Consider the following 12,001-nt stretch of genomic DNA (forward strand, 5'->3'; position numbering starts at 1 on the left):
AACAATATTTTCAGGCAAAAAAAAACAATTAACGAGTATAAAAATTGTAAAAATCATTCATTTTGTAAGTTTTGACAGATCCATGCGAAATCTTTTTCGGTCACTGATATTTTTTCCACTATTTTATTGGGTGAAAATCCTGTAAGGTTTTTAAAATCTTTAATAAAATGAGACTGGTCATAGTATTGATTTTGATAGGCAATCCCTGTGAGGGAATTTCTTGGCTTCAGAATATCATCCAAAGCCTTCCTGAATCGTATTGTTTTTAGGTAAGATTTGGGATTCTGCCCGAGATTATTTTTAAATAAGCGGAATAGTGTAGCTTCACTGATTTTAAGATTTTTAGAAAGGTCATCAATACTTAGAAATTCATTAGTATTAATAAGAACCAATGCTTCTTTTATTTTGTAAGGAAGATTATCTTTTAAATTTTCACAAAGCAAAATTTCGAGTTCTTCCGCTCTTTTTGCAAAATCATTCAAATCAAAAATTTGATCTAGAAAACTTTTTTCAAAAGAAAATATCTCATCAAAAACAGTATCGGAAAGCATGAGGTTTTCATAAGCCTCATTTGTAAATGCTCTTAGTGCTGAAGGTTGAAAAACAATGCATATCTGATCCAGGGCACCATGAATATTGACATGGAAAGGGAGCTTATGAAATCCATATAACCTGCTTACATATGTACTGCCATTGCTAATTTTACAAAGATTAGTCCCGCCCTCATTCGTATAAAAAACCTGATTTTGTTTATAAATTGCAAGACATAAGTTCGTATTGGGAAACGTCGTATAATTTAAAGGTTCCTGATCTGTTTTTTTAAAAAACAGGAAATACTGAATATATTTTTTCAGGATCTCATTTTTAGGTTTTACGATAATTGAGTTCATCTTTGTATTTTAATTTTGGAGCGTCATTGGTCCTGAACTTAAAAAAATAAATTAATGCAAAAATGATCAGGCCATAGGGATCTCACAATTGTAACTGCATTAAAAATCTACCCCCATAAGAGATAGGTTTGCTGCACAATTATTGACCGATACGGTTATATTTTTTCAATAACTCCTGAAGTTTATCTAAAGATAATGCCTCCACCTGATGACCCTGATAACCTTTCATAGAAGTGGCCATAGTGAGAGAGTTAAGTACCGCTTCTTCTGTAGCCTCGATAGCGGCCATAAACAGTTGCGAGGTATAATCATTATGCAGAGTAGGCACATGAACAACCGGGCTGCCCGGCTGATGTTGTATCCTTGATCCCGGATCTGTTGAAAAAGCAATGGCATATTCTCCACTACCGTGAGATGCTATACCACCGGTTCTTCCTAATCCGATGATGGTTCTTGCCGCTAATCTTTCCAGGTTACGGCTATCCAAAGGAGCATCAGTTGCCACAATAATCATACACGAGCCGTCAACATTATTTAATAGCTGATTGCTGAAAGAGAATTTTTTAAGCTCTTTTCCTACAGGAACGCCATCCATTTGCAGAACACCTCCGTAATTGGTCTGCACCAATACTCCCACCGTATATCCTCCAAGACTTTGGGGCAACTTGCGAGATGATGTACCGATTCCACCTTTATATCCAAAGCATACGGTTCCAGTTCCCGCACCAACATTCCCTTCCGTTACTGAAGTTCCTGCTTGCTTTATGGCATCAAGAACATCTTGTTCTGTTATATAGCGTCCACGAATATCATTAAGCCATCCATCATTAGTTTCTCCTACCACCGCATTTACAGACTGCACTTTTTCGTTTCCTTTTTGCTGGAGCGTATGCGTGATCAGGGCACTCATTCCCGTACTTACATTTAAGGTATTTGTTAGTATGATGGGGGTTTCAAGATTACCCAATTCCATAAGCTGAGTGACACCCGCCAATTTCCCAAACCCATTTCCCACAAAAACAGCTGCGGGCACTTTTTGCTGAAAGATATTTCCGTTATGTGGCAATATAGCTGTGACTCCTGTGCGGACGTCATCCCCTTTTATTACTGTTTTATGCCCTACGAGAACACCTGAAACATCTGTAATACTGTTCTGCTTGCCAGGTTCCAAAACCCCTGGTCTTAATCCCAATTCGCGGACTCTTTTTTGAGCATAAGTATTGATACATAGAATAGTGAGAATTGAAATAGATAATTTTCTGAACATCTTATATTTTGTTTTTTTTGTGTTTTTATGGTATTCTTAGTCAATGTTTGGCTGGGAATTTTTCAAAGATAATAAATAACAGATCAGGTGCAAACGTTAGAGAAAAATGTTTTTTCTCATCTTAATATTATATTCATATTACTATATTTCTATTATAATTAAATTTTAAGCTGTTGTATTAATTAGGGCGGACTAAAGTCCGCCCCTATTGATGTTGGAATATTGACATCTTCAGTCTTTTAACATATCATGTCGCACGGATTTTTTTTGCTATTTTGTATAGTAAATTCTATGAGCCATGCCCATTATTTTATATTTAGAAAACCTTAACGTCCGAAAACTGAAAAAGCAATGAAAGACCGCTTTCTTACGTGTCGGGAAAAAGATTGGGAAGTATTATAAGATTTTACTACAGAGAATATAGATCTGAACATTTTAATGGGCGTTCTTTTTCATTATTTTTGTGTTACCTGCATGACCAAAATACAGAATTATGACTACGCTTATTTATGACGGAAGTTTTGACGGCCTTTTCACAGCGATATTTGAAGTTTTTGAATACCGCTATCAGGATGTGGACATTGTGGCCAGGGAAAAGTTTCACCAGGAAAATATTTTTGCTGAAATACATGAAACCATTAGTCAACCTGAAAAATCGGAAAGAGTTTTAAATAAGCTTGAACAGAGTATCGGGAAAAGAGGTATTCATCAGCTTCTGAAAGTCTTTTTATCTGAAGATCCGGAGTTGGAAAAAATAATTTTATCTTCTGTACGACAATCTGTAAAGCAACAGGAAAAAAATATTCTCGAAAATTTTGCAGATCCTGATATTCTAAAAATTTCGAAAATCTGTAAGTCTGTAGACCGCGAAAGACACAGAATGACTGCATTTGTCCGTTTTGAAAAAATGAAAGATGGTGTTTTTTTCGCCAAAATAGATCCCGATTTTAATGTTCTGCCTTTAATCCGAAAACATTTTAAAGACCGCTACCAGGATCAGAAGTGGATGATTTATGATCTACGGAGAAACTATGGGATTATGTATGATCTTGAAAACTGCGACTTCTTTTATCCTGATGAGAAACTGGATCTGAACAAGTACAGAGATAAGTTTCATGACGAGGAAAATCAGTATCAGACTCTCTGGAAACGGTATTTTACCAAAACCAACATTGTTGAAAGAAAAAACATGAAATTGCATATCCAGCACGTTCCGAAAAGATACTGGAAGTATTTAACTGAAAAATAGTGAAACCTATGATATTGTGGATAACTTTTTTCAGTGAAAAATGATACCCACCTTTGTATAGCTTCCGTATGTACGGGGATTAGCCAAAACTATAATATACAATAACTTATCACTAACTAACAATCAACATTTCCACATTGTGGATAACTTTTTTATTAACTACAGAATATACTTATTAAAAATAATCCATTGACAATAGGCTTTCGTAAGTCAATATTATACAATCAATTACTATAAAAATACATTTAACATGTTCAGTTTGTGGATAACTTTTTATGTACAGTGATAAAATAATGGAAGCCTTCCTTTAATTTTTATATCATCTTAAAGACTGATGGGTGGTATGAATAAAATCCATCTCTTTTTTCATATTGTGGATAACTTTTTCGTCCTGATCAATGAGGAATCTTTCTGCTGGCGGGTATATCGCAAGGTTATAGTGATCAGCCATTTAACTAAAAAACATTCACGTTTCCATATTGTGGATAACTTTTCTCAACAATACGAGAAGAATAGAATTGCCTCGATTCCCGGCATAAAGCACTTTACGCAATCTATTAAGCATCATAAACCTAAGAAAAAATATCCGTCAAAAAAATGATATTGTGGATAACTTTTATTTCCGGATAGTTCGCAGCGCTTTTCTGACAATATATTGGGTTTCTTTTGTCGGGCTATTCTTAATCCATTCATCACAAATCTCTGTGACAAATTCCGGCTGCGACTTGCTGGCATCATTTAGCCAGTTTCCCACGCTATCCTGTACATATCGGGAAGGATCAGAATGTAATGGTTCTAAAATATCCAATGCCAGCCCGGGATTTTGTTTCAATTGACCAATATGTTCACACCATACTCCTCTGGGTCTTGTAGATTCACAGGCAAAACGTCTTACATTTTCATCATCATGTCCGCTCCATTCTGATAAAATAGATATACTTTCCGGGAGTTTTTTTGAAATATCATGACGTACAGTCATCCAACTAATTTCCCGTACGCCAAAATGGGAATCAGCAGCAAAACGCTGTATCCGCTTTAATTTTTCTTTTAATGGTAAAGCCTGGTTTTTTCCAACAGTATAAGCCGCCCAGCAACGAACAAGGTCCGAGGGATGGGTTGCAAGTACTGATAAAAACGGCTCATCATTATGGGCAGAAGCAAGACTGAGTAATCCTGTTCCAATAGCTTCATTAATGCTGTTAACGCTCTGTTTCTTCAGCTGATCTACGCTTTCCAGAATATTGTTCAAATATTTGCTTCTGTTCTGCTGTTCAAGAAGGTTTTCAAGCAAAATCCGCTGGTCTACTGCCAGCCATTCGGTAAGATTCGCCGTTTCAATTTCTCCCCGATTCAGTTGGTTTAAAATAACTGGCGGAATATCTTTGATAGAACGGGCTCCTTTACGTTTTTCTTTCATAATATTAAAGTTAATTCTTCCACATTTATCTCTGTTCATGTGATTTACATTTAAAATTGATAGGTGACGATTCTGTCAGCTTCCAGAATTTTTGGTGGAAATATGGAAGCCAGCTCCGTATTCAAATGTTCCATCTGTGCTGCTAAAGTAGTCATTGCTTTTATTTTTATTATTTTTACAAAGATCTAAAAGCCTTTATCAATAGGCAATACCGCATATTTTTCTCCCATAGGGATAAAAAAGTCAACATTATGGAAACAAAGGAAAGAACTGAACAAAATAAAACCTGTCCATTGGAAGTAGCCGTACATAGTATCAGTGGAAAGTGGAAGATTCCTATTGTGTGGCAGATCAATGAAGGAAAAAAACGACCAAGTGAATTTTTGCGTGGCATTGCTAAAGTAGACCGGCGGGTACTCAATCAGCAACTTTCTGAAATGGTAGATGATGGCATTCTGACAAAACAAGCTTTCAATGAACTTCCTCCCAGAGTGGAATATACTCTTACAGAACTTGGCGAAAAACTGGTTAAGATTCTCTGGCAGCTGAATGATTGGGGAAAACTCTTACTTCCTGATGAAAAAGTGTAAGAGACCTGAATGTACAGATTTTCAGAATCTTTATTGGCAGATATGTGAAAAAAAATGATATTTGCGTTTACTAAAAACGCATGAAAAAAGTTATCGCACCCATCACAGCTCTTCTCATTTTCTCCAGCTGTACAAAAGAAAGACCACCGGACCGTCTATCCGCTGAACCGGACAGTAATAAGCAGACCACTGCAGAGAATTCTTTGAAAATCAATAAGGACAAAAATACCATCCGGGAAAGGTTTTCTCCTCCGGGTGGCTATGAGTGGGTTGAAGAACAGGCTGATTCTTTCGGATATTTTATTGAAAATTTTAAACTGAAACCTTATGGAGCCGAGATTCTAAAATATGACGGGACCCCCATTTCTACTCAACATCTCCATGAAGCTATTTTTGACATTGATACAGGAGATCAGGATCTGCAGCAATGTGCTGATGCAGTGATCCGGCTGAGAGCCGAGTACCTGTATACAATGAAAAAATACGACCAGATTAAATTTCATTTTACCAGCGGTGATCTTTTCAGCTGGAATGAGTACAAAAACGGAACAAGAGCATTGATCAGGGGCAATTCTGTCAGTTTCACAAAAACTGCTGGCTTTGATGATTCTTATCAGAGTTTCAGAAAATATCTAGACCTCATCTTCAATTATGCAGGAACCATTTCACTGAATAAGGAAACCTTTCCTATAGCAAAAAACAGCGAGTTAAAAACCGGGGATATTCTCATCACTCCTGGAAGTCCCGGACATATTGTTTTTATAGCCGGAGTATGCAAAAACAAAGAGGATAAAAAATTATTTTTACTGAGCGAGGGCTTTACCCCTGCACAGTCTATCCACCTGTTATCCAATCCGTTCAACAAAAGCATTTCGCCATGGTATGAGCTGGATATCAGCGCCCTTCAAACCAAAACGGCAAGATATATTTTTAAACCCACAAATTTCAGACGCTTTTAATTATTGATATTCAAAACTATTGGAAACTTACTGCTATAATGTGAACTTGTTTTTGTAAATTTGTGTTCGAAATTTTTTACTTGATGAAAGAGAGTGCTGTAAAAAAGATTGCAGTTCTTACTTCAGGAGGCGACTCTCCGGGTATGAATGCGGCATTAAGAGCGGTAGTAAGAACCGCCAATTACTATAATATCGAATGCTACGGGGTAAGAGAAGGCTACAATGGACTCATCCACGATGATTTCCTGAAAATGGGCCCTCGTTCCGTAAAAAATATAATCAACCAGGGTGGAACCATTCTAAAATCTGCCAGATCTGCTGAGTTCAGAGATAAGGAAGGCCGTCAGAAAGCTTACGATAACTGCGTGAAGCTGGGCATCGATGGACTGGTATGTATCGGTGGTGACGGAACATTTACCGGCGCAAAGGTCTTCAGTGAAGAATTCGGCATCAAAGTAATCGGTGTACCTGGAACAATCGACAATGATATTTTCGGAACAGATAACACCATCGGATACGACACAGCACTAAACACCGCCATGGAAGCAATAGACAAGATCCGTGACACTGCCACTTCACACAACAGGGTTTTCTTTGTAGAAGTAATGGGGCGCGACGCAGGTTTTATCGCTTTAAACAGTGGATTGGCAACGGGTGCTCTAGATATCCTTATTCCTGAGAAAAAAGACAGCATGGATGATCTTTTCGCCAACTTCAGAAAAGCTGAAAAAACAGGAAAAGCATCAAGCATTGTAGTGGTAGCAGAAGGTGAAAAACTGGGAAGCATCTATGATCTTGCCAATAAGACCAAAGATGAATTTCCGGAATATGACATCCGTGTAACCGTCTTAGGCCACATCCAGAGAGGAGGTTCTCCAAGCTGTGCAGACAGAGTGCTGGCCAGCAGACTGGGATATGGCGCAGTAGTAGGGTTAATGGATGGTAAAAGCAATGTAATGGCAGGAATGCGCTCTAACGATCTGGTGTATACCCCGATTGAAGAGGCCATCAAAAAGCATAATGAAATCAATAAAGATCTGATGTTGATTTCAGAAATTTTAGCAATCTAATTATTTTTATAATCTAATAAAAACAAACTATTATGTCAACAATTAAAGTAGGTATCAACGGTTTTGGTAGAATTGGACGTCTTGTTTTCAGAGCAATGACTGAAAGAGACAACATTGAAGTTGTAGGAATCAATGACCTAATCAATGCAGAATACATGGCTTACATGTTAAAATATGACTCTGTACATGGTATTTTCCCAGGTGAAGTTTCTGTAGAAGGAAATGATCTTGTAGTCAACGGAAAAAAAATCAGAGTAACTGCTGAAAAAGATCCTAACAACCTGAAGTGGAATGAAATCGGTGCTGACTATATCGTAGAATCTACAGGTCTTTTCTTATCTAAAGATTCTGCTCAGGCTCACATCAATGCTGGTGCAAAAAAAGTAATCCTTTCTGCTCCTTCTAAAGATGATACTCCAATGTTCGTAATGGGTGTAAACCACAAGGAACTGACTGATGATATCAAAATCTTATCAAACGCTTCTTGTACTACAAACTGTTTAGCTCCTTTGGCTAAAGTAATCCACGATAAATTCGGAATTGTAGAAGGTTTAATGACGACTGTACACGCTACCACTGCTACACAGAAAACTGTTGACGGTCCTTCAATGAAAGACTGGAGAGGAGGTAGAGCTGCGCTAAACAACATCATCCCTTCTTCTACAGGGGCTGCTAAAGCGGTAGGAAAAGTAATTCCTTCGTTAAACGGAAAATTAACAGGTATGTCTTTCAGAGTTCCTACGGTAGACGTTTCTGTAGTAGACCTTACGGTAAGATTAGAAAAAGCTACTTCTTACGATGAGATCTGCGCGGCAATCAAAGAAGCTTCTGAAGGTGAATTGAAAGGAATTCTAGGATATACTGAAGATGCAGTGGTATCTCAGGACTTCGTAGGAGATAAGAGAACTTCTATCTTCGACAAAGATGCGGGTATTATGCTTTCTCCTAATTTTGTAAAGCTTGTTTCTTGGTATGACAACGAAATGGGTTACTCTAACAAGTTAGTGGATATGCTGGTACATGCTGCTTCTTTATAATAAGTAGTTCGCAATACATAATATAAAACCTTCCCGATGGGAAGGTTTTTGTTTTCAAACTTATTGTTTTTCCAATTCTATAAAAATTTTGAATTTTGCATTTCCCGAACAATGCCTTTTTTTATCCGGAAAAGGATCTTTCCAGTTTCTGATAGAGATTACCGGAACATTCCATCCATATCTGATCCATTTCAAATTTTTATGTTCAAACATCTTCTCTTTAATCCACGCATTCGCTGTGGCTTCAATATGTTTACGCGGTGTTGGTGCATGGCCACAGCCTTTGACTCCTCTCCAGGATGAAACAAGGTCTCCCTCAATCCTCAAAATATTTGATGCAAGTATTTTATCCTGCTGGATTTCAGGATTAGCAAATTTTGCATTTAATGAATCTCTCACTTGTCCAAAGAGCACTCCTGTCCAAAGCAAAAGTGGCAGTAAAATTTTCGGTCTCATAATTATTTATTTTTAGGGTTAAAGTTTTGCAGATGATAATAAGAGTATGGGAGATTCAGCTCGGAAAATTTTTCTTTTCAGAATTGATATCTGATGACTCTTAGCTTCATCACAAAGGTTGGACTTTTATCAAGACAAAAAAATAACCCGTTTGTGGTATTTTTTCAACCTCCTTCAGGGAACTGATAAATCTCAGCAGCAGTTCAGCATAAAACTTGTATTTTTATCTGTCATGGACCGAATAATGATACAACCCCGCTTTAAAGATGCTCTGCATTTCAAAAACTTCTGGGAAAGAGGCAATGGAAAGCAGCTGATCGCATTCTCAGGAGCCGAAGTAAGTTTTAATGACTTTGAAAAGTTCTCACCATTCTTTTATCATGTAGATGAAACAGGCGATGAGGTTGTAAAAGATGTTTATTTTACCAAAAAATTCCATGAAGCTTCCCGGGAGATTGAACACTACATCCGAAATGGAGTTTCTGAAACAGATGCTGTACCTGAAAGTGTAAAAAAACTCTTTGCACAAACTCAGAAAGTCCCCGAATGGTTAGATTATAATTTATTAAAAAGTGGTGCCGAGCTTTGTATGAGAAGCAATCTGGATTCTTTAATTTCATTGAGAGATTACTGCCTGATCGGAGGCTACGATTATGCCTATCTCAACAAACCGCTCATTGTGACAGAGGCCCTGAAGAAAGGGGCTGTAAAACGGTTGTCGGAAACATTAGACTTTTGGGTAAATGCTACGCGTTATAATGCTCTGGAAGTTCATGCAAAAGGATATGAATTTGCCATTAAGACCCGCCTCATCCACTCCTACGCAAGGCTTTCTATTAAAAAACATTATAAAGAATGGGATACTGAAAACTGGGGTGAGCCTATCAATTCATGGGATATGATGGCTACCTATATCGGTTTTAGCCTGGTGTTTCTTCACAGTCTTCAAAAGCTGGGAAATACTTTCTCCATTCTCGAAGAGCGGGGAATTTTCCACCTATGGAAATATGTGGGGTATCTTTTGGGAATCCCCGAACAGCTTCTTCCTGATGATAAAAAACAGGCTACCGAGTATTTTTATCTGTGGACCTCTATACAGCCTCCTTCTGATAAAGATTCTGTCCTTCTGGCTCACTCTTTACTGAATGAGTCCCTGGAAAATCCTATTTTAAAATTTGAGTTTCAGAGAAAAAGTTTAAGATATCTTCACATCTGTTGTACCTGGTTTCTGCTGGATGACGAGGTGTGCAAAAGGCTTCAGATTCCGGAAGCTTCTAACAGATTATTATTTCCAAAATCAAAAATCCTCTTCAATAGAATTTATGATCGTCTTGTAAGCCGGAACTCCAGGATAAAGCGAGGCCATAAAGATCAGATGAAGGTACTGGAAGACTATCTGAATATCACTAAAAATTCAAATTTCCATTAACCTCCCTTTTGAGGAAATAATCAATGATTAGCATCTGAAAATTAATGTTTCCCAACTTATTGGGAAAATATGGAAAATTATATCTGCTCACTTTTTTCAGAGTGATCGGGTGAGCGTTTTCTGCTCCTGAAATTCCAAATCAGGTACAGTAAAAACAAAATCAACCAGACGCCAAGGACTGCACTGATGAAAAATCCCACGATAGATGGGTGAAGATAGTTCGGTTTGTAAAACAGACGATCAAGAGTTGTAAATTTCTCTTTTAACTGGCCTCTTTCGTAAGTATTTCGTATTGCATTCAGAGGCTCATTCCGGTGATCCCGATAATAAAAAACATCTTTGGTAAGTTCTTTCGGAACCATCTGCGATTCTATATTATATTTTTTAAAAAGAATATCCAGCTTCTGAAACGAAGAAAGTAATGAGTCCTGACTGTATTTGTAAAGCAAATTGTACCTTTTCACTGCATTTTGATACTGTTGGTCTCGTTCAGGAATGTCATGCAATGGAAAAAACAAGTATTTATTTTCAAGAAAAATACACATTTTATCATCATATTCAGGATGTACTTCTACTCCTTGGAATATAATTTCAGTGCTGTCCCCGATCTCCTTTTTGGAAATAATTCTTTTTCCCAGCTCTTCAGCGTCAAGCCCAAGAATGTCAAGCACCGATTTGGCCTTATTATTCAGTTTCTCATGATTGGCACTCAGCATGGTCAGGGTATCAATACTGTAATATCTGGATTCTGTTGAGAAATAATCGTTATGATCACCCGGCTCGTAGTACACTGTATCTCTCACTTCAACCACAGGGTAAGGTTTGGGATATAAAACATTCTTGGGATTAAACAGACTCTCTGAGCTGTAGGAAGTATAATTGTATAAAAAAGGCTGTAAGACATTCAGCAGCGTCTTATCTTTATTAAGGTCTTTTTCGGGCAATTCGGTTCGTAGTTTTGCATTTAACCCGAAACTGTAACTGATAAAAAAAGTCAGAGAAAAAAAAGAAACTAATAATAGTATAGCACCAATTCCCATAGTTTTTGAAAGCTCATTTCTTTTTTTAGAATGATTCCTAAGGAGAAAAATAACAAAGAAAAACAGAAAAAGACCGGATACGAAAACATGAGAAATAGAAACGTCATCATAAAATTTGAACCTGTAAAATTCTGTATACATATAAATTCCCTTAAGACCCTCAAATTTTATATATCCGTACATAAAGTAAGCCAGATGTATAACAGCCAATACAGCAAAGGATTTTATCAGGAAGCGTTTTAATTTTCTGTCCATAGAATGATCTTAAAAAATAGTGTTTTAAGATAAGCATTTTTTATATTGGATGGATAAAACTGTGGTGATACTGATCAATTTAAGTAGTATAACCGTCTACAAATACAAGCCAATTCAATACCCTGTAAAGGCTATAACTCCTAAAAATTCTCCTGTCCGTATTAACTTCTGCCTTGATCTTCCGGCTTTCGGCAATACTTTTCTGATCGTAAATTTATTTTTCAACATTCTTCATACCACATTTTCGCATCTCCTTCGTTATGAATAAGATCACTCATCAAACTTTATCATTTTTTAACTCTAAAAGCAGCTTTCAAAGGTAAATAATATTAGTTTTTCATG

At 37.0% G+C, this 12,001-nt stretch carries 11 protein-coding genes; 6 read left to right on the forward strand and 5 right to left on the reverse strand.

All coding sequences use genetic code 11. The features are described 5' to 3' along the window. Nucleotides 1–53 precede the first annotated feature (53 nt). Together DRF67_RS09005 and DRF67_RS09010 are read right to left on the reverse strand one after the other, a co-directional pair. Complete coding sequence (locus DRF67_RS09005; protein ID WP_115927968.1) at nt 54–890, reverse strand: helix-turn-helix transcriptional regulator; 837 nt, start codon at nt 888–890, stop codon at nt 54–56. Between the two features lie 139 nt (nt 891–1,029). Next, nucleotides 1,030–2,157 (reverse strand): DmpA family aminopeptidase, encoded by a 1,128-nt coding sequence (locus DRF67_RS09010; RefSeq protein WP_115927969.1) that lies wholly within the window; start codon nt 2,155–2,157, stop codon nt 1,030–1,032. 493 nt (nt 2,158–2,650) lie between these two features. Between DRF67_RS09010 and DRF67_RS09015 the strand changes: the two genes are divergently transcribed. Further along, nucleotides 2,651–3,406: a TIGR03915 family putative DNA repair protein gene (locus DRF67_RS09015; protein ID WP_115927970.1), complete on the forward strand. Its 756-nt coding sequence runs from the start codon at nt 2,651–2,653 to the stop codon at nt 3,404–3,406. A 616-nt stretch (nt 3,407–4,022) separates the two neighbouring features. Here the strand turns inward: DRF67_RS09015 and DRF67_RS09020 are convergent. Continuing rightward, nucleotides 4,023–4,862 (reverse strand): DNA alkylation repair protein, encoded by an 840-nt coding sequence (locus tag DRF67_RS09020; RefSeq protein ID WP_228435771.1) that lies wholly within the window; start codon nt 4,860–4,862, stop codon nt 4,023–4,025. Between the two features lie 212 nt (nt 4,863–5,074). Between DRF67_RS09020 and DRF67_RS09025 the strand changes: the two genes are divergently transcribed. The 4 genes from DRF67_RS09025 to gap all read left to right on the forward strand — a co-directional run bounded on the left by DRF67_RS09025 (nt 5,075) and on the right by gap (nt 8,479). Next, nucleotides 5,075–5,413 (forward strand): winged helix-turn-helix transcriptional regulator, encoded by a 339-nt coding sequence (locus tag DRF67_RS09025; RefSeq protein WP_115927971.1) that lies wholly within the window; start codon nt 5,075–5,077, stop codon nt 5,411–5,413. A gap of 80 nt (nt 5,414–5,493) precedes the next feature. Beyond that, nucleotides 5,494–6,372, forward strand: a complete 879-nt coding sequence (locus DRF67_RS09030; RefSeq protein WP_115927972.1) for a DUF4846 domain-containing protein — start codon at nt 5,494–5,496, stop codon at nt 6,370–6,372. Between the two features lie 83 nt (nt 6,373–6,455). Beyond that, nucleotides 6,456–7,442 (forward strand): 6-phosphofructokinase, encoded by a 987-nt coding sequence (pfkA, locus tag DRF67_RS09035; RefSeq protein ID WP_115927973.1) that lies wholly within the window; start codon nt 6,456–6,458, stop codon nt 7,440–7,442. 32 nt (nt 7,443–7,474) lie between these two features. Beyond that, complete coding sequence (gap, locus tag DRF67_RS09040) at nt 7,475–8,479, forward strand: type I glyceraldehyde-3-phosphate dehydrogenase (protein WP_062697648.1); 1,005 nt, start codon at nt 7,475–7,477, stop codon at nt 8,477–8,479. A 60-nt stretch (nt 8,480–8,539) separates the two neighbouring features. On the opposite strand, the gene DRF67_RS09045 is transcribed toward gap, so the two are convergent. Next, nucleotides 8,540–8,935: a hypothetical protein gene (locus DRF67_RS09045; RefSeq protein ID WP_115927974.1), complete on the reverse strand. Its 396-nt coding sequence runs from the start codon at nt 8,933–8,935 to the stop codon at nt 8,540–8,542. Between the two features lie 151 nt (nt 8,936–9,086). Between DRF67_RS09045 and DRF67_RS09050 the strand changes: the two genes are divergently transcribed. After that, nucleotides 9,087–10,364, forward strand: a complete 1,278-nt coding sequence (locus DRF67_RS09050) for an oxygenase MpaB family protein (protein ID WP_228435772.1) — start codon at nt 9,087–9,089, stop codon at nt 10,362–10,364. A gap of 77 nt (nt 10,365–10,441) precedes the next feature. Here the strand turns inward: DRF67_RS09050 and DRF67_RS09055 are convergent, their stop codons facing one another. Then, nucleotides 10,442–11,659, reverse strand: a complete 1,218-nt coding sequence (locus tag DRF67_RS09055; RefSeq protein WP_115927975.1) for a hypothetical protein — start codon at nt 11,657–11,659, stop codon at nt 10,442–10,444. Nucleotides 11,660–12,001: the final 342 nt, after the last annotated feature.

The sequence above is a fragment of the Chryseobacterium pennipullorum genome (assembly GCF_003384725.1).
Lineage (GTDB): Bacteria > Bacteroidota > Bacteroidia > Flavobacteriales > Weeksellaceae > Chryseobacterium > Chryseobacterium pennipullorum.